Genomic DNA, 16,599 nt, shown 5'->3' on the forward strand with positions numbered 1-16,599 from the left:
CGGCTCGCACCCGGCCGCGCCCGGATCCCGGCCCGGCCCGCACCCGCCCGCGTCGGCGCCCGGCCCGCGTCCGGACCGGCGTCCGCACAGCGGCAGGCGCCGCACCGGGACCCGGGCACCGCTCGCGCTGGCGGTGCCGGCGCTGCTGGCGACGGGGTTCCTGCTGGTGCCGCTGCTCGGCATCCTGGCGCGCACGGAGTGGGGAGCGCTCGGCTCCCATCTGGGCAGCGAGGGCGTCACCGAGGCGGTGCGGCTCTCGCTGCTGGTCTCCTTCGGCGCGCTCGCGCTCTCCCTGCTGCTGGGTGTGCCGCTGGCCTGGCTGCTGGCCCGGGTGGACTTCCCGGGCAAGGCCCTGGTGCGGTCGTTGGTGCTGCTGCCGATGGTGCTGCCGCCGACCGTGGGCGGAGTGGCACTGCTGCTCGGCTTCGGCCGGCGGGGGCTGCTGGGCCCCTGGCTGGAGGACTCCTTCGGTGTCGTCCTGCCGTTCCACACCTCGGGCGCCGTGGTCGCGGCGACGTTCGTGTCGATGCCGTTCCTGGTGATCAGCCTGGAGGGGACCCTCGCGGGGCTGCGCCCCGCCTACGAGGAGACGGCCGCCTCGCTGGGGGCCGGGCCGCTGCGGGTGTTCGGCACCGTGACGCTGCCGCTGGTGGCCCCCGGGCTGGCCGCGGGGGCGGCACTGACCTGGGCCCGGGCGCTGGGCGAGTTCGGGGCGACGATCACCTTCGCGGGGAATCTGCCGGAATCGACGCAGACCCTGCCGCTCCAGGTGTACCTGCTGCTCCAGAACGAGCCGGAGGCGGCGACCTCGGTCTCGCTGCTGCTGCTCGCCATCGCCATGGCGGTGCTGGTCGGGTTGCGTGGCCGCTGGACCGGCACCGGCGGCTCCTCCCGCGGGAACGTACGGCGCCGCCTCCCGGGGCGGCGGAACGAGCCGGCACCGGAGGGGCCGCAGGATGCGCCACCGGTCGCACCGGCCCCCGGCAGCACGACGCCACCCGGCACCGGCGCCCCCGGGTCCGGGGTCCCCGGGGCCCGCGTGCCCGGTGACGTCCCGGGCCCCGGCGTCCGCGGCGGGAACTGGCCGCTGCACGCCCGGGTCACCGGATTCACCGAGCTCACCCTGGAGGCCGCGCCCGGCACCACGGTGGCGGTCGTCGGCCCCAACGGAGCGGGCAAGACGACACTGCTGCGGGCCCTCCTCGGCCTGACCCCGCGCGCCCGCGCCGAACTGGCGCTCGGCGACAGCGAGGTCGGCTCACTGCCCCCGCACCGGCGCGGAGTGGCCTGGGTCCCGCAGGACGGCGCGCTCTTCCCGCATCTGACCGCGCTGTCGAACACGGCCTACGGGCTGCGCGCACAGGGCGCGGGCCGCGCCGAGGCACGCCACCAGGCGCAGGAGTGGCTGTCGCGGCTGGGGGTCGGGCATCTGGCGCACCGCAGACCGGGCCAGCTCTCCGGCGGGCAGGCGGGCCGGGTGGCGCTGGCCCGCGCGCTGGCCGCCCGGCCCCGGCTGCTGCTGCTGGACGAGCCGCTGGCCGCGCTCGACCAGACGACGCGCGCCCGGGTGCGGCACACGCTGCGCGGCCATCTCTCCGGTTTCGGCGGGGTGTGCATGCTGGTCACACACGATCCGGTGGAGGCCGTGTCGCTGGCCGACCGGGTCCTGGTGCTGGAGGACGGCCGGGCTCTCCAGGACGCTCCGCCCGCGGAGGTCACCCGGCATCCGCGTTCGCCGTGGGTGGCACGGATGCTAGGCCGCAACGCGCTGCCGGGCACCGGAGCGGGCGGCAGCACCCTGGACCTGGACGACGGGGGCACCCTGGTGGCCGCGGACCCGGTGCCCGAGGGCGCTGCCGTGCTGGCGGTCATCGCCCCCGAGGCGGTCGCCCTGCACCGCGAGCGGCCGCACGGCAGCCCCCGCAACGTACGGCGCGGAACGGTACGCGAGATCACCGCGGTCGGCAGCCGACTGCGGGTGCTGGTGGCGGCGGAGCCCGGCCCGGGCGGCCCGGCGGTCGAGGGCGGCCCGGCGGACGGCCCGGCCGGCGGCCCGGATCTGGTGGCCGAGATCACCGCGGAGGCCGCGGCCGAACTCGGGCTGGCGGACGGTGCCGAGGTGTTCACCAGCGTCAAGGCCACGGAGATCACCCTCGTGGAGCGCTGACCGGCGGCCCGGCGGGTACGCGGGCCGGCAGGAGCGGACGACGCGAACAGGCGGCGAACAGGCGACGGGCGGCCGACGGCTGCAATCCGGTGGGGGCGACGGCCCCGGCCTCGGCCGCGCCGCCGTTCGGGATAATGACCGGGGCCGCGCGGCGGTCGTTCCGTATACCGAACAGAGCATCGCGAGGAAGGAGGGGCCGTGAGCGGTCCCCAGGGGTCGATCCGGAGCATGCTGGCACTCAACCTGAAGCGGGTGCGGGCCCGGCGCGGACTGTCGATCTCCGAGCTCTCCCGCCGGTCGAGGATCGGCAAGGCGACGCTGTCCCAATTGGAGTCGGGCACCGGCAATCCCACCATCGAGACGGTCTTCAGCCTCTCGCGGGTCCTGGAGGTGCCGATCTCCGACCTGCTGGACACCCAGCGGCCGGCGGGGCTGCGCGTGGTCCGCGGCGAGGACGTCGAGGTGCTCAGCGGCGAGGGGGTCGACCTGCGCCCGCTGCAGCGGATCGAGTCCGGAGAGGCCGTCTTCGAGGTGTACGACCAGCAGTTCCGGGCCGGTGAGCGGCGGGACTCGCCGGGCCATGTGGGCATCGAGCACACCGTGGTGCAGGCCGGGCGGCTGGAGGTGGCGGTCGACGGCGAGGAGGTGGAGCTGACGGCCGGGGACTACGTCGCCTTCGACGCCGCACTCCCGCACAGCTACGCCGCCGCGGAGGGCACGGTGCGCTCGGTGCTGCTCCTCCAGTACCGGACGGACCAGCGGTTGCACCCGAGCGCCCCGCACCCGCTGCCCGAAGCGGACGCCCCGCACGGCGCGTGAGCCCCCGCCCGGGCGGCAGGCCCGCCGCCCGGACCGCGGCCTCCCGGCTCCGCCCTCCGGCGCCCGGATGCAGATCCGTTGACACGCCCCGGGCGCTGGCATAGCGTCCGTATCGTTCGCTTTGCCGAACAGGGAGGTTCGATGGACCGAACGCGGGTCGCGGTGCTCGGCGCCGGCATCATCGGAGTGGCCTGCGCGCGGGAACTCGCCCTGGCCGGGCTGGAGGTGACGCTGCTCGACCGCGGCGGCGCGGGCGCGGCCACCACCTCGCACGGCGAGGGCAACATCCTGGTGTCCGACAAGGGCCCCGGCCCCGAGCTGCGGCTGGCCCAGTTCTCCCGGCGGCTGTGGCCCGAGGTGCTGGCCGCCGTCGCGGAGCGCTCCCGGGCCGGGCGGCGGGCGGTCGAGACCGCCGAATGGGACCCGAAGGGCGGTGTCGTCGTCGCCACCACCGCCGCCGGGGCCCGCGGCCTGACGGAGTTCTCCGCGGCCCAGCGCACCGCCGGGGTGCGGGCCGAGGAGCTGACCGCCGACGCGCTCCGCGCGGCCGAACCCTTCGTCACCTCCGCGCACACGGCGGCCGTCCACTATCCCGAGGACGCCCAGGTGCAGCCCGCGGGCGCGGCGGCGGCACTGCTCACGGACGCGCGCGCGGCGGGCGCCGAACTGCGCACCGGCGAGGAGGTGCTGGCCGGGGTCGTGCGCGGCGGCCGGCTGACCGGGGTCCGCACCTGCACCGGGCTGCTGGAGGCCGATCTGTTCGTCGACGCGGCCGGACCGTGGTCGGGTGTGCTCTCCGCCCGGCTCGGGGCGCCGGTCGCCGTGGCACCGCGCCGGGGCGAGGTGCTGGTGACGACGCCGCTGCCGCCGACCGTCTTCCACAAGGTGTACGACGCGGACTACGTGGGCGCGGTCGGCAGCAGCGAGGAGGAGTTGCAGACCGCCGCCGTGGTGGAGTCCACCGCGGCGGGCAGCGTGCTGATCGGCTCCTCGCGGCGCCGGGCGGGCTTCGACGACCGGCTGCGGCCCGAGGTGCTGTCGGCGGTCGCCGCCACGGCACTGCGGCTCTTCCCCTCCCTGGCGGGAGTACCGGTGATGCGCGCGTACGGCGGATTCCGGCCGTACGTGCCGGATCATCTGCCGGTCATCGGTGCCGACCCCCGGCTGCCGGGGCTCTGGCACGCGACCGGTCACGAAGGGGCCGGGATCGGGCTGTCGGTGGGCACCGGGCGGCTGCTGCGGCAGCTCGTGCTGGGCGAGCCGGCCGGGATCGGGAGCCATGCCTTCCGGGTGGACCGCCCGGCCGTACTGGCGGCACCGGCCTCCCGGCAGCAGGAGGAGCAGGAGCAGCAGGGACAGGAGGAGAGATGAGTCCGAGACGTGTACCGGCCCGCGGTGCCGCCGACGGCCGCGGGGAGCGCCCGCTGCGGATCACCGTCGACGGCCGGCCCGTCGACGGCGTCGCGGGGCAGACGGTGGCGGGTGTGCTGCTCGCCGCCGGCCGCACCGCGTGGCGCAGCGGGCCCTCCGGCGCCGGGCGCGGAGTGTTCTGCGGCATCGGTGTCTGCTTCGACTGCCTGGTGACCGTCAACGGGGACCGCGACGTACGTGCCTGTCTGCGGCGCGCCGCGGACGGCGATGCGGTCCGCACCCAGTCCAGGGACCGGCGCGGCACCGGCGGGGCGCGGTCGGCGGGCACCGGAGCGGGCGGCTCCGCGGAGCACGGCGAGGCGGCCGGATGACCCGCCGTCATGTCGTGGTGACCGGCGCCGGGCCGGCCGGGCTGGCCGCCGCGTACGCCGCGCTGGCGGCGGGCGCCCGGGTGACGCTGGTCGACACCGCCGAACAGCCCGGTGGCCAGTACCACCGGATGCCGCCCGAGGCGCACACCGAACACCCCGGCACGCTCCGGCACGGCCGGGCCGCCTTCCTGCGGCGGCGCCGCCGGGTGCTGACGCATCCGCGCTGCCGCTGGCTGCCGGAGACCTCGGTGTGGGCGCTGGAGCCTACCGGCCCCGTCGCGGGCGTCCCCGCTGCGGGGACGCCCGCGACGGGAGGCTTCGGACCGCCGCCGCGGGTGCACCTGCTGTGCGGCGGCCCCGCGGACGGCGCCGGACGCGCCCGGCGCACGGTGGACGCGGACGCGCTCGTGCTGGCGACCGGCGCACATGACCGGGTGCTGCCCTTCCCCGGCTGGGAGTTGCCGGGCGTCTGCACCGCCGGGGCCGCACAGGCGCTGGTGAAGGGGGAACGCCTGGTGATCGGCGACCGCGTCGTCGTCGCGGGCAGCGGACCCTTCCTGCTCGCGGTCGCCGCGTCGCTGCTGGAGGCGGGTGCGGGCGTACAGGAGGTGCTGGAGGCCGGCACTCCTCCCGCCCTGGGCCGCAACTGGCTCGACCGGCCCTGGGAATTGGCGGCGCAACTCGGCAAGACAGCCGAACTCGCCCGCAGCGCGGCGGCGCTGGTCCGCCACCGGGTGCCCTACCGGCTCGGCCGTGCGGTCGTGGAGGCGCGCGGCGACGGCCGAGTGGAGGAGGTCGTCACGGCGCGGCTGCGCCCGGACTGGTCGGTCGTGGCCGGGACGGAGCGCACGGTGCCGGTGGACGCGCTCTGCGTCGGCCACGGGTTCAGTCCGCGGCTGGAGCTTCCGCTGGCCGCCGGCTGCGCGTTGCGGGACGGCCCGGCCGGTACCGGGAGCGGCTCCGGGCCGTTCGTGGTGGTGGACGGGGAGCAGCGCACCAGCGTGCCGGGCGTCTTCGCCGCCGGGGAGATCACCGGTGTCGCCGGGGCTCCGGCTGCCCGCGCCGAGGGCGCCGTCGCGGGATGGGCGGCCGCCGGAGGCGACCGTGCGGTACCGGCACTACGGGTGCTGCGGCGCAGCCGGGACGAGGGGCGGGCCTTCGCCCGCAGGCTGGCCCGGGCGCACCCGATCGGTGCGGGCTGGCCCGGCTGGCTGCGCCAGGACACGGTCGTGTGCCGCTGCGAGGAGACCGACTACGGCACGCTGTGCGCGGCGTTCGGCGACGCGGCGCAGGCGGCGCCGCGGGTCGCGAAGCTGAGCACCCGGGCCGGGCTCGGCCCGTGCCAGGCCCGGGTCTGCGGCCCCACCGTCGCCGAACTGCGCGCGCGTTCCGGCGCCGCCGGGTCCGCGGGCCGCGGTACGGCCGCGGAGCCGCCCGAGCACGCCCTGCACCGCAGACCGCTGGCCCAGCCCCTCCGGCTCGGCGAACTGGCCGCTCCGTCGGAGCCGTTCGCCGTTCCGGAGGACCCGTCCGACCCGACCGACCAGAGGTGAGACGCTCATGACCGGCGACAACCGAGCCGCCCGCCCCCCGCGGCCGCAGCGGACCCCGCAGGGTCTCGGCGGTGTGCTGGTGGCGACCGCGCTGCCCTACCGCGAGGACGCCTCGGCTCCCGCGGGCCTGGCCGTGGACCACGACCGCTATGCCGCGCACTGCCGGTGGCTGGTGGAGAGCGGCTGCGACGGCGTCGGGCCCAACGGCTCGCTGGGCGAGTACTCCTCCCTCACCGACCGGGAGCGCCGGGAGGTGGCCCGCACCGCGATCGAGGCGGTGGACGGTAGGGGCAGCGTCGTCGTCGGGGTGCACGGCGTCGGCTCGCACCAGGCCCGCCGCTGGGCGGAGGCGGCCGCGGAGGACGGCGCGGACGGGGTGCTCTGCCTGCCGCCCACGATGTACCGCGCCAACCGGGGCGAGGTGCTGGCCCACTTCGCCGAGGTGGCCGCCGTGGGTCTCCCGGTGATGGTCTACAACAACCCGATCGACACCAAGGTGGATCTGACCCCGGAACTGGTCGCGGAGATCGCGCAGATCGACAACGTCGTGGCCGTCAAGGAGTTCTCCGGGGACGTACGGCGGGTCCTGGAGATCCGGGAGCGGACCGCGGGGACGGGGCTGGAGGTCGTCGGCGGCGCCGACGACGTGGTGCTGGAGAGTGTGCTGATGGGTGCGACCGGCTGGTTCGCCGGGTTCCCCAATGTCTTCCCGGCCGAGTCGGCGCGGCTGTTCGAGCTGGCCGCGGCGGGGAAGCTGGAGGAGGCGCGGGCCCTGTACGAGCCGCTGGTGGCCGCCTTCCGCTGGGACTCGCGCACCGAGTTCGTCCAGGCGATCAAGCTCGGCATGGAGCAGGTCGGCAGGTTCGGCGGCCCGTGCCGCCCGCCGCGCGGACCGCTGAGCGCGGCGCAGCGGGAACAGGTCGAGGCCGACATGGCGCGCGCGGTCGCCGCACTCGCACGGCGGGAGGCCTGAATGCGCTCGGTCCGTTCGCTCAGTGCCGTCGACTCGCACACCGAGGGCATGCCGACCAGGGTCGTCACCGGCGGGGTGCCGCCGATCCCGGGTGCCACGATGGCCGAGCGCCGCCGCTGGGCCGTCGCGCACCTGGACGAGCTGCGCAGATTCCTGGTGGACGAGCCGCGCGGACACCCGGCGATGAGCGGCGCGCTGCTGCAGCCGCCGCTCCGCCCGGAGGCCGACTGGGGTGTGGTCTACGTCGAGGTGAGCGGCTTCCTGCCGATGTGCGGCCACGGCACCGTCGGAGTGGCGACGGTGCTGGTGGAGACCGGCATGGTGGAGGTGACCGAGCCCGAGACCACGGTCCGGCTGGACACCCCGGCCGGTCTGGTGGAGGCGCGGGTGACCGTGCGGGACGGGGCGGCCGAGCGGGTCACGCTGCGGAACGTGGACGCGTTCGCGCTGGAGCTGGACGCCGTCGTCCGGGTGCCGGGGCTGGGCGAGGTCGGCTACGACATGGCGTACGGCGGCAACTTCTACGCCATCACCGAACTCGACCGGCTCGGCCTGCCGTTCGACCGGGCGCGGAAGGACGACATCCTCGCCGCAGGACTCGCCCTGATGGACGCCGTCAACGAGCACAACCGGCCGGTGCACCCGGCCGATCCCGCGATCAGCGGCTGCAAGCATGTGCAGTTCCTGGCGCCGGGCTCGGACGGGCGGCACTCGCGCAACGCCATGGCCATCCACCCCGGCTGGTTCGACCGCTCGCCCTGCGGCACCGGCACCTCGGCGCGGACGGCGCAACTGCACGCACGCGGCGCGCTGCCGCTGCGCACCGAGTTCGTGAACGAGTCGTTCATCGGCACCCGGTTCACCGGACAGCTGCTGGAGACCACCGAGGTCGGCGGGGTGCCCGCGGTCGTACCGGAGTTCTCCGGTCGCGCCTGGATCACCGGTATGGCCACCTATCTGCTCGACCCGCGGGACCCCTTCCCGCACGGCTTCGTCCTCTAGCGCTGTGACCACATGGTCCGCCGCCTCACTGGTCGGTCACTCGCGGTCCACGCCGTGGTGCTTCGCGCCCCGCTTTGGAGTCATGCAGGGAAGAGCCGCAGGGCGAACGCAGCACTCGCCATCATCAGGACCAGGGCAACCACCACGAGCAGCAGGGCGGCCAACAGGGACCGGGCACGCCTTCGGTTGACATGTCGCAGGGCCACGATCGTGTCCCTCTTCACGCGGTTCCAGTCATCCGGGCCGAAACGGGCCGTGGGCTCCAGCAACTGGGTGAGGTCCCCTGTGTCGGCCTGTGGCAGCCGTACCGGCACGTTGATGAGCAGTCCGAGAACAGCAGCGAGGACCAGCATGACCATGGCCGCGACCAGCAGAAGCCGAGCCGATTCCGGGAACGTCACGGACCGGCCGCTCGCGGCCAGTGCGACGGCACCGGTGGTGATCCCGACGAGCGTGCCCGAGGCCGAGATGACCGCCATGCCGCGCGTTTCGAACGACGTCTTCCTGGCCCGCTCCTCGACCAGCTGCTCGGTCAGGAAAGAGGACTTGTGCTGGATACGCGTTTCGTGGCTCATGACCGAGTCTTCCCCGGGCCCTCGGGTACTCGTGCGGACGCACGGCGGGCGGCAGAAGCGGCCGTCATGCCCGCTCGTACCCATGGTTCAGGGCGGGGGGTGCTGGCTCGTCCAGGACCTTGAGCGGCCAGTCCAGACCCCGCGGGTAGTGGAGGCGAGGTTCCTGCAGCACGACCAGGCCGAGATCCTCCGCGGCACCGACGACCGCCGCGTCGAGCCCCAGTTCCCGGCCGAGTGCGTCGAGCCGGGCCTTCGCCCGGCCGATCCGCCGCTCGGTGGCTTCCGCTTCGGCCCGGGCCACCGCCAGCCTCCGCGGGGCCTCGTCCTGCTCAGGCCGACCGCTGTTCATTCCGGCCAGCGTCCGGCGCAGCCTTCTCGGCAGCCTGCCGTGCGGCTCCGTCGCAGCCAGGACGTGCAGCAGCGACCGTACCGAGGTCCACTCATCGTCCGCCACCGGCGCATCGCGTTCGAGCCGCCGAGCCATCCAGGAACACAAATCGGCCTCGGGTGGCGCAAGACGGGCGGAGAAAGCCTGCAGGTCATCGATCAGGCGACGCTTGTGTGCCGTCCAGTGCGCCCGCGCGTTGCCCGCGGGCGAGCGCAACCGGCCCACAAGGTCGCGATCGCGGTGGCGGGCTTCGAGCGCCGCGACGCGCTCCGCTTCCGCCTCATCGATGCGGGGGAGGACGTGCTCGATCCGCGTCGTGATCCGCTTCAACAGGTCGTACACGCTGGTGGCGTCCTTCAGCGCGACGGCAGATGCGCTCCTCTGCTCGAGATCGACGAACACGGCACACGGCACGAGGGATCCGGGTATCCCGAAGAAGCGCTGCATGGCCGAGACCGTGAGCGTGAGGGCGCGCTGGTGCTCCTCCAGATCATGCGGTCGGACGGCGGCTGCCGCGGCGACCAGCCGCGGAGGCCCCGTTGTCGACGGCTCGGTGCCGGTCGCCTGCCATGTCGCCCTGCCCGGCTGCCTCCTGCCCATCCGGACGGCCGCCGATGACTCGCGGGACGACAGGTACAGCCGGCTGCGGGCACCGCCCGCTTCTGCCATGCCGCGCACCCAGATGGTCTCGGGGCTGTAGAAGAGGCGGGGGTGCTCCGCGGAGAGCTGGAGCTTCCTCGGCGACGGCGAGAAGACAGCGATGCAGCGGCCAGTCAGATCATCGATGTCGCTCCAGTGCTGGAAGAACCCTCTCTGCAGGTCCGGGGCATCGGCGGAGCGGGCGAGCAGGAACATCATTGCGGCGAAACCGCCTCCGCTCAGAGTGCGGAAGGGCAAGCACAGGAAATCCTCGACGGACAGATCAGCGTCGGATGAGTACATACGCCCCCCCTGAGCCCGGCACCGGGCACTGGCCTGAAGGATAGGAGAAGATCGACCGACTCGGCAGTCCGACAGGGGCAACTCGCGCCGTATGGCTCCGGCCGCGAAGCATGGCTGGGGCGGCCACCAGGATCGGTCCTGGTGGCTCGGCCACGTCGGTCCGCCAGGCCTCTCGCACTGCGACAGGGCGGTCCGCCGACGGCGGAATCGCCCGCAGCGGAACGCCGTGACAAAGGCGGTGCCCCGCGGGCAGGCTCGGGCCATGGAGAGACCTGAGTTCATCGAAGTCCTGAGCACGGAGGCCCGGTTGTTCGCCGACGCGGTCGGCCGGGCCGAGCCCGGCACGCCGGTGCCGACCTGCCCGGAGTGGACCGTGCGGGACCTGGCCCTGCACCTGGGTACGGTGCACCGCTGGGCGGCCGGGATGGTGCGCGAGGGCCGCACGGAACCCGTACGGCCCTCGCCGCCGGACGGACTGGCCGACGAGGCGCTCGCGCCCTGGCTGCGGGAGGGCGCCGAACTGCTGGTCGAGGTGCTGGAGGCGGCGCCGGAGGACCTGGACTGCTGGACGTTCCTGCCCTCCCGGTCCGCCGCGGCCTTCTGGACCCGCAGGCAGGCGCACGAGACGGCGGTGCACCGGGTCGACGCCGAGGCGGCGCTCGGGGCGCCCCTCTCCCCGCTGCCCGCCGGGTTCGCCGCCGACGGGGTCGACGAGCTGCTGTGCGGCTTCTATCCGCGGCGCGGCACGCCGGAGGGCTTCGCCGCCGATCCCCGCACCCTGCACCTCCGGGCGACGGACGTCGCCGGCGCCGCCTGGACCGCGGTCCTGGGCGACCCGGCGCGGGCGGAGCGCGCCACCGCGCCGCCGGCCGCGCCGGACTGCGTGTACGAGGGAACGGCCCAGGACCTCTACCTCGCCCTGTGGAACCGGCTCCCGCTCTCGGAGCTGACCCTCAGCGGTGAGGTGTCCGTGGCGCACCGCTGGCGGGAGGTGTTCCGGCCGTGACCGCTGCCGCTGCCCGCCTCCGCCGGGTCGTGCCCCGGGCGGCGACGGCCTTCGCCGCCCCGCACAGCGCCCATGCGAGCAGCACCAGGAGGGCGCTGATCCACAGCGGGGCGCGGTAGCCGGACCCGTGGCTCAGCGCGAGGCCTCCGGCCCAGGGGCCCAGCGCAGCGCCGACGTTGAGCGCCGCCGTCGCGAAACCGCCCGCGAGGGAGGGTGCCTCGGCGGCGGCGTACAGCGCCTGGGAGATCAGTGTGGAGCCGACGGCGAACGACAGCGCGCCCTGGACCGGCACGAGGACGACGGCCGCGTACGGGTGCCCGGCCGTCAGCCCGAACAGGGCCCACCCGAGCGGAAGGACGGCACCGCCCGCGACCAGCAGCCGCAGCGGGTACCGGTCGGCGAGCCGGCCCGCGGCGGCGGTGCCCAGGAAGGAGCCGAGGCCGAAGAGGGCCAGCAGCCCCGGCACCCGGCCGTCCGCGAACCCGGCCACTTCGGTGCTCAGCGGAGCGAGGTAGGTGAAGGAGCAGAAGGTGGCGCCGTTGACCAGGGCGCCCAGCAGCAGCGTCACCAGCAGCCGTGGCCGGCGCAGGGCCCGCAGTTCCCGGCGGACGCCGGTGGTCGGTGCGGCCGCCGGGTGCGCGGGCCGCGGTGCGTCCGGGCGCGGTCCGGGCAGCGAGCGGACGAGGGCCGCGAGGGCCGGTGCCGAGAGCAGTGCCACGGCCCAGAACGCCGCGCGCCACCCCCATGCCTGCCCCAGCAGGGCTCCGGCGGGCACTCCGGCGACGCAGGCGAGGGTGACCCCGCCGAGCAGCACGGAGACGGCCCGCCCCTTGGCGTCGGGCGGCACCGCCGCCGCCGCGGCGGCCAACGCGACGGCGAGGAACCCGGCGTTGGCCAGCGCCCCGACCACCCGGGTGGCGACCAGGACGGCGAAGCTCGTCGTGGACGCGCCCACCACATGGGCCAGCAGGAACACACACAGGAAGCACAGCAGTGCCCCGCGTCTGTCCCAGCGGCTGCCGAGGGCCGCCGTCAGCGGCGCGCCCACGACCATTCCGACGGCGAACGCCGAGGTCAGCGACCCGGCCGCCGCGACAGACACCCCCATTCCGGCGGCGATGTCCGGTACGAGCCCGGACAGCATGAACTCCGACATCCCCTGCGCGAATACCGCCAGCGCAAGTACGTACAGCACGAAAGGCATGGAACCCGCAATCCTTCACTCGGATCGGAAAGGACGGCGGCAGGGCGCGCGGCACCGGCGGCGGGGCAGGACGGAGGCAGCCTGAGCAGGCTGCACGGCACCTCGTGCGGAGGTGCGCGGGTCAGGGGGGAGTCGGCCCGGCCGGGCGCATGGCGGCACTGCCGCGGAACAGCGCGGGACACGGCGATCCGGTGGCGTGCGGCGGACGCGGACGGCGCGGACAGCCACCGGAGAACCGGTGGCTAGCTTCTGGACGCCTCGGGGCTGGACATGCCGGCACTGTACCCGTGCGGGGCACCGCGCTCCACGGGTTTTCCGGGCGGTGCCGTGCGGGACGGGCCGCGATGGGGGCAAAGCGAGGCGGGCGGCGCGGCCGTCGGGGCGCCGGTCATCCGGAGGCGGGCGTTCCACCGTCGGCAGGGCCGGTCGACCGGCCGGCGCTCCCCGGTTCGAGGAACCTGGTGGTGAAGGCGGCGAGTTGGGCCCGCGCCCGCTCGCGCCCCGTCCCCTCCTGTCCGACGAGATGTTCGACGAGGTCGGCACGGGTGGCGGCGAGCAGCACATGGGCGGTGAATCCGCTGTCGGTGAGTCCGGGCACCTGGGCGAGCAGTTCCCGGAGCGTGTGGTGCCACTTCGCGTAGTGCGGCGCCAGGTAGGGGCTGTCGCCCCCGGTTCCCTCCAGCGCCAGGGCGAGGTGCCGGTTGTCGAGCTTGAGGCAGAGGACCGCGTCCAGGAGCGCGGGCACCCGCTCCAGCGGCGGTGCCGCCGGTCCGAGCGGCGGCTCCCCCTCCTCCACTGCCGCCCTGACCGGTTCGAGGCGGGTTTCGAACAGCGCTCGGATCAGGCCGGTGCGGTCCCCGAAGGCCCGGAACAGGGTCGCCTTGCCGACACCGGCGGCTTCCGCGATGTCGGCCATGGTGACGGCTTCGGGGCGCTCGCAGCCGGCGAAGAGGGCGTCGGCCGCCGCGAGCACGGCCGCCCGGTTGCGGACCGCGTCCTTGCGTGGCTTGCGTTCGGGCATGCGGTGACTCCAGATTGCGAAACGGACCAGCGGTCCGTATCGTCTATCGAAACGGACCACGGGTCCGCATCCTACTGGACGGAGCGCCCATGCCCACCCTCACGGCACCCGAGGACGTGTACCGCCACGGCCTGCGCCTGCTGCTCGACAAGGACATCCCGGCCTGGGTCGACCTGTGGGACCCCGAGGGGGTGTTCGAGTTCCCCTTCGCCCCCGACGGCTGGCCCGCACGGCTGGAGGGCAAGGCCGCGGTCGCCGCCTACATGCGCGGATACCCCGACCACATCGACCTCCACGACTTCCCCCGCGTGGAGATCCACCGCACCACCGCCGCGGAAACCGTCGTCGTCGAGATGCGCGGGGTGGGCCGACTGGTGCACAGCGGCGCCCCCTTCGACATGACCTACATCGCCGTGGTGACCGTGCGGAACGGGCTCTTCACCCACTACCGCGACTACTGGAACCCGCTCGTGCTGCTCCAGGAGCCGGCGAGCGACTTCACCGGAAGGAACCCCCGATGAACAGCCCCTCCACCACCCTCGTCATCGGGGCCACCGGCACCACCGGCCGCCGCGTCACCACCCGGCTGGCAGCCGCCGGACACCACGTCAGGGCCGCCTCGCGCGGCGCCGGTGCCGTACCCGGCGCCGCGGCCGTCCGCTTCGACTGGCACGACCCGGCCACCCACGACGAAGCCCTGCGCGGCGCGGACCGGGTCCATGTGACCCCGCCGCCGGGCCATCCGGAGCCGGCCGAGGTCGTCCTGCCCTTCCTCGACCGGGCCCGCGGCGCCGGGGTGCGTCGCGCGGTGCTGCTCAGCTCCTCGGCCATCCCCGCCGGCGGACCGGCCACCGGCCGCATCCACCGGGAACTCCCCGAACTGTTCGCCGAGTGGGCGGTGCTGCGGCCCTCGTGGTTCATGCAGAACTTCACCGGCGACCACCCGCACGCGCAGTCCCTCCGTGCGGACGGCACTCTCCTGACCGCGACCGGCGACGGACGGGTCGGCTTCGTGGACGCCGAGGACATCGCCGCGGTCGCCGTCCACGCGCTGACCGACACCCGCTCCCCGAACACCGACCTGATCCTCACCGGCCCGCAGGCGCTCTCCTACGACGACGTCGCCGCCGTCCTCGGCCGCGTCACCGGCCGCACCGTCACCCACCGGAAGCTCACCGGCGGCCAACTGCGCGACCGGCTCGCCCAGTCGCTGCCCGCCGCCTTCGCCACGCTGCTCGCCGAACTGGACCGGGCCATCGCCGAGGGCGCAGAGGACCGCACCACGGACACCGTGCAGCGCCTCACCGGCCGCCCGGCAGGCACCTTCACCGCCTTCGCCGAACGAGAGCTGGGCTGAGCCGAGCGACGTTCGCGGCAGGACGTGTCACGGGCCGGCCACGTGCGAGGCCGCCGCCCCGGCGCCGACGGCGGGTCCGGGTACGGCCGCGGGTGCGTCGGCAGCGGCACGGCCCGGCGACCCGGCTCCGGCCTCGGCGCAGGCGAGCAGCTCCAGCAGGCGCGCCGTCAGCCCGGCATCCGCGTCCAGCAGCGGGCCGCGCACCGGCCCCGCGGGCAGACCCCGCGCGTTGAGCAGCGCCTTCACCGCGACCGTACCCGGCTGCCCGGTCATCACCGCCTCCGTCAACGGGGCGAGCGCGCGATGGCGGCGGGCCGCCAGGACCCGGTCCCCCGCGCCGTACGCGTCGAGCACCCCGCACACCAGCGGCGCCGCGATGTTGGCGACCGTGCTCACGCACCCCGCGCCGCCGATCGCCCGCAGCGGCAGCGCGAACTCGTCGCAGCCGGCGTAGTAGGCCAGCCCCGTCTCCGCCATCACCCGGGAGGACTTCAGCAGGTCGTAGGCGCAGTCCTTCACGCCCCGGATCCGCGGGTGCGCCGCCAGCCGCAGCAGGCTCCCGGTGGCGAGCGCGGTCCCGGTCCGGCCGGGGATGTCGTACAGCATCACGGGCAGCCCGGTGGCGTCGGCGACAGTACGGAGATGGTGGACCACGGCCTCCTGCGTGGGCCGCGAGTAGTACGGCGTCACCACCAGGAGGCCGTCCGCACCGCACGCTTCGGCGTCCCGGGCGAGCGCGACCGTGTGGCGGGTGTCGCTCGAACCGACCCCCGCCACGATGCGGGCCCGGTTCCCCACCTCCGCCGCCACGGCACGTACCAGCGCGCTCTTCTCCCCGTCCGAGGTGACAGGCGACTCCCCCGTCGTCCCGCTGAGCACCAGAGCGTCGCAGCCCCCCTCGTCGACCAGCCGCACTGCGAGCCGCCGCGCGCCCTCGACATCCAGCTCCCCGGCCTCGTCGAAGGGGGTGACCATGGCAGCTGCGACGCGCCCGAAGGGGCCTGTGGAGTTCGGCATGCCAGGAGTGTGCGGCCGCGCCGCCCGCGGGACCATTCAATTGCCGTGAACCCGTGGGATCAGCAGCGCTTCACGGTGCGGCGGAGCCCGCCAGAGGCGGGGCGTCCGTCCGGACCCGCACCGAGGACGGGACCCGGGCTCGGGCGGTCAGCGGGTGCCTCGCTCCCCGCCGTTGACGTTGAGCACCTGCGCGGTGATGTCGCGCGCGACCAGGTGTACTGATCCACGAGCGCGGACTGACGTCAGGCCCGCCCGATCACGGCGAGGAGAGAGGTCGGCAGCGTCCGACAGGGCCGACCGGCCGCAAGGAGCGCCTCACGGGCGGGGCGGGATCACTCGGCTCCCCGTCCGCTGCCGCTCTCAGACGGCTGTCTGGACCCAGGGCATCGCCTCACGCCATCCCCCGCGGTCGTACGCCCAGTCGATCATCACCTTGGCGACCGGCGCCGGGCCGATCATCTCGTGCGGCCTGGGGACATGGGCCTGGAAGTGCTTGTCCGCGCTGCCTTCGCGGTACTCCACCTGGTAGCTCATGTCGTCGTTCAGATACACCTGCATGTAGTGCTGGTCCACAGGCTCGAGGTCGAGCCTTTCCAAGATCACGAACCGGTGGCGCAGGTTCATGTCCGCCAGCAGATCGTGCAGAACTTCCTCGCTCGGATCGTCCACCGCACGCCCGTCGTCTTCGATTGCCCGCAGCATTGGGTGCGCCATGCTGGCGACTCTACTGACCCACCAGGGGTCACCCACCCACCAGTGCCCTTTCAGCGCCCTCTCACAACGCGCCCGACCGCGGACGTCCCGGGCGACCGTCGGCGCGGGCAGAGGGCGCC

General features: G+C 74.8%; 16 protein-coding genes. 10 read left to right on the forward strand and 6 right to left on the reverse strand.

The genetic code is table 11. The features are described 5' to 3' along the window. Positions 1–133 precede the first annotated feature (133 nt). From A949_RS34290 to A949_RS0123525, 7 genes are all read left to right on the forward strand, one after another. Positions 134–2,167, forward strand: coding sequence for an ABC transporter permease (locus A949_RS34290; protein ID WP_237735887.1), 2,034 nt, complete (start codon positions 134–136; stop codon positions 2,165–2,167). A gap of 198 nt (positions 2,168–2,365) precedes the next feature. Continuing rightward, positions 2,366–2,986, forward strand: coding sequence for a helix-turn-helix domain-containing protein (locus A949_RS0123500; RefSeq protein ID WP_019358491.1), 621 nt, complete (start codon positions 2,366–2,368; stop codon positions 2,984–2,986). Positions 2,987–3,127: 141 nt separating this feature from the next. Further along, entirely contained in the window at positions 3,128–4,357 is a 1,230-nt protein-coding gene (locus A949_RS34295) for an NAD(P)/FAD-dependent oxidoreductase (protein ID WP_019358492.1), read from the forward strand. After that, positions 4,354–4,728 carry a (2Fe-2S)-binding protein gene (locus tag A949_RS34300; protein ID WP_019358493.1) on the forward strand — a complete coding sequence of 125 codons (375 nt, stop codon included), beginning with the start codon at positions 4,354–4,356 and terminating at the stop codon, positions 4,726–4,728. The genes A949_RS34295 and A949_RS34300 overlap by 4 nt, the downstream gene beginning before the upstream one ends. Then, the gene (locus tag A949_RS0123515; protein ID WP_019358494.1) at positions 4,725–6,281 is read left to right on the forward strand and encodes an NAD(P)/FAD-dependent oxidoreductase; all 1,557 of its coding nucleotides are present in this window, start codon (positions 4,725–4,727) and stop codon (positions 6,279–6,281) included. The genes A949_RS34300 and A949_RS0123515 overlap by 4 nt, the downstream gene beginning before the upstream one ends. A 7-nt stretch (positions 6,282–6,288) precedes the next feature. Then, positions 6,289–7,254, forward strand: a complete 966-nt coding sequence (locus tag A949_RS0123520; RefSeq protein ID WP_019358495.1) for a dihydrodipicolinate synthase family protein — start codon at positions 6,289–6,291, stop codon at positions 7,252–7,254. Further along, positions 7,255–8,256, forward strand: a complete 1,002-nt coding sequence (locus A949_RS0123525; protein WP_019358496.1) for a proline racemase family protein — start codon at positions 7,255–7,257, stop codon at positions 8,254–8,256. Between the two features lie 80 nt (positions 8,257–8,336). Here A949_RS0123525 and A949_RS0123530 read toward each other — a convergent pair whose 3' ends face one another. Beyond that, positions 8,337–8,831: a hypothetical protein gene (locus tag A949_RS0123530; RefSeq protein WP_019358497.1), complete on the reverse strand. Its 495-nt coding sequence runs from the start codon at positions 8,829–8,831 to the stop codon at positions 8,337–8,339. 64 nt (positions 8,832–8,895) lie between these two features. Continuing rightward, positions 8,896–10,074, reverse strand: coding sequence for a hypothetical protein (locus A949_RS0123535; protein WP_158687623.1), 1,179 nt, complete (start codon positions 10,072–10,074; stop codon positions 8,896–8,898). Positions 10,075–10,423: 349 nt separating this feature from the next. On the opposite strand from A949_RS0123535, the gene A949_RS0123540 reads away from it, so the two are divergent. Then, a complete protein-coding gene (locus A949_RS0123540) occupies positions 10,424–11,167 on the forward strand; it encodes a maleylpyruvate isomerase family mycothiol-dependent enzyme (RefSeq protein WP_019358499.1) in 744 nt (247 codons plus the stop codon). Here A949_RS0123540 and A949_RS0123545 read toward each other — a convergent pair. Continuing rightward, positions 11,115–12,371 carry a Cmx/CmrA family chloramphenicol efflux MFS transporter gene (locus A949_RS0123545; protein ID WP_019358500.1) on the reverse strand — a complete coding sequence of 419 codons (1,257 nt, stop codon included), beginning with the start codon at positions 12,369–12,371 and terminating at the stop codon, positions 11,115–11,117. The genes A949_RS0123540 and A949_RS0123545 overlap by 53 nt on opposite strands. A 388-nt stretch (positions 12,372–12,759) precedes the next feature. Then, on the reverse strand, positions 12,760–13,392 hold the full coding sequence (locus A949_RS0123550) for a TetR/AcrR family transcriptional regulator (protein WP_019358501.1): 633 nt from the start codon (positions 13,390–13,392) through the stop codon (positions 12,760–12,762). Between the two features lie 89 nt (positions 13,393–13,481). On the opposite strand from A949_RS0123550, the gene A949_RS0123555 reads away from it, so the two are divergent. Next, positions 13,482–13,913, forward strand: a complete 432-nt coding sequence (locus tag A949_RS0123555; RefSeq protein ID WP_019358502.1) for a nuclear transport factor 2 family protein — start codon at positions 13,482–13,484, stop codon at positions 13,911–13,913. After that, complete coding sequence (locus A949_RS0123560) at positions 13,910–14,749, forward strand: NmrA family NAD(P)-binding protein (RefSeq protein ID WP_019358503.1); 840 nt, start codon at positions 13,910–13,912, stop codon at positions 14,747–14,749. The genes A949_RS0123555 and A949_RS0123560 overlap by 4 nt, the downstream gene beginning before the upstream one ends. 27 nt (positions 14,750–14,776) lie before the next feature. Here the strand turns inward: A949_RS0123560 and dapA are convergent, their stop codons facing one another. Together dapA and A949_RS0123570 are read right to left on the reverse strand one after the other, a co-directional pair. After that, on the reverse strand, positions 14,777–15,766 hold the full coding sequence (dapA, locus tag A949_RS0123565; RefSeq protein WP_078565502.1) for a 4-hydroxy-tetrahydrodipicolinate synthase: 990 nt from the start codon (positions 15,764–15,766) through the stop codon (positions 14,777–14,779). A gap of 360 nt (positions 15,767–16,126) precedes the next feature. Next, positions 16,127–16,480 carry a hypothetical protein gene (locus tag A949_RS0123570; RefSeq protein WP_026004956.1) on the reverse strand — a complete coding sequence of 118 codons (354 nt, stop codon included), beginning with the start codon at positions 16,478–16,480 and terminating at the stop codon, positions 16,127–16,129. Positions 16,481–16,599 lie beyond the last annotated feature (119 nt).

This window comes from Streptomyces sp. AA1529, assembly GCF_000280905.1.
GTDB lineage: Bacteria > Actinomycetota > Actinomycetes > Streptomycetales > Streptomycetaceae > Streptomyces.

Excerpts from the sequence above, each read along its gene's own strand:
- A949_RS34295 (WP_019358492.1), top strand. The coding sequence starts at position 3,128 with ATGGACCGAACGCGGGTCGCGGTGCTCGGCGCCGGCATCATCGGAGTG.
- A949_RS34300 (WP_019358493.1), top strand. The coding sequence starts at position 4,354 with ATGAGTCCGAGACGTGTACCGGCCCGCGGTGCCGCCGACGGCCGCGGG.
- A949_RS0123515 (WP_019358494.1), top strand. The coding sequence starts at position 4,725 with ATGACCCGCCGTCATGTCGTGGTGACCGGCGCCGGGCCGGCCGGGCTG.
- A949_RS0123520 (WP_019358495.1), top strand. The coding sequence starts at position 6,289 with ATGACCGGCGACAACCGAGCCGCCCGCCCCCCGCGGCCGCAGCGGACC.
- A949_RS0123525 (WP_019358496.1), top strand. The coding sequence starts at position 7,255 with ATGCGCTCGGTCCGTTCGCTCAGTGCCGTCGACTCGCACACCGAGGGC.
- A949_RS0123530 (WP_019358497.1), bottom strand. The coding sequence starts at position 8,831 with ATGAGCCACGAAACGCGTATCCAGCACAAGTCCTCTTTCCTGACCGAG.
- A949_RS0123535 (WP_158687623.1), bottom strand. The coding sequence starts at position 10,074 with ATGTTCCTGCTCGCCCGCTCCGCCGATGCCCCGGACCTGCAGAGAGGG.
- A949_RS0123540 (WP_019358499.1), top strand. The coding sequence starts at position 10,424 with ATGGAGAGACCTGAGTTCATCGAAGTCCTGAGCACGGAGGCCCGGTTG.
- A949_RS0123545 (WP_019358500.1), bottom strand. The coding sequence starts at position 12,371 with ATGCCTTTCGTGCTGTACGTACTTGCGCTGGCGGTATTCGCGCAGGGG.
- A949_RS0123550 (WP_019358501.1), bottom strand. The coding sequence starts at position 13,392 with ATGCCCGAACGCAAGCCACGCAAGGACGCGGTCCGCAACCGGGCGGCC.
- A949_RS0123555 (WP_019358502.1), top strand. The coding sequence starts at position 13,482 with ATGCCCACCCTCACGGCACCCGAGGACGTGTACCGCCACGGCCTGCGC.
- A949_RS0123560 (WP_019358503.1), top strand. The coding sequence starts at position 13,910 with ATGAACAGCCCCTCCACCACCCTCGTCATCGGGGCCACCGGCACCACC.
- dapA (WP_078565502.1), bottom strand. The coding sequence starts at position 15,766 with ATGCCGAACTCCACAGGCCCCTTCGGGCGCGTCGCAGCTGCCATGGTC.
- A949_RS0123570 (WP_026004956.1), bottom strand. The coding sequence starts at position 16,480 with ATGGCGCACCCAATGCTGCGGGCAATCGAAGACGACGGGCGTGCGGTG.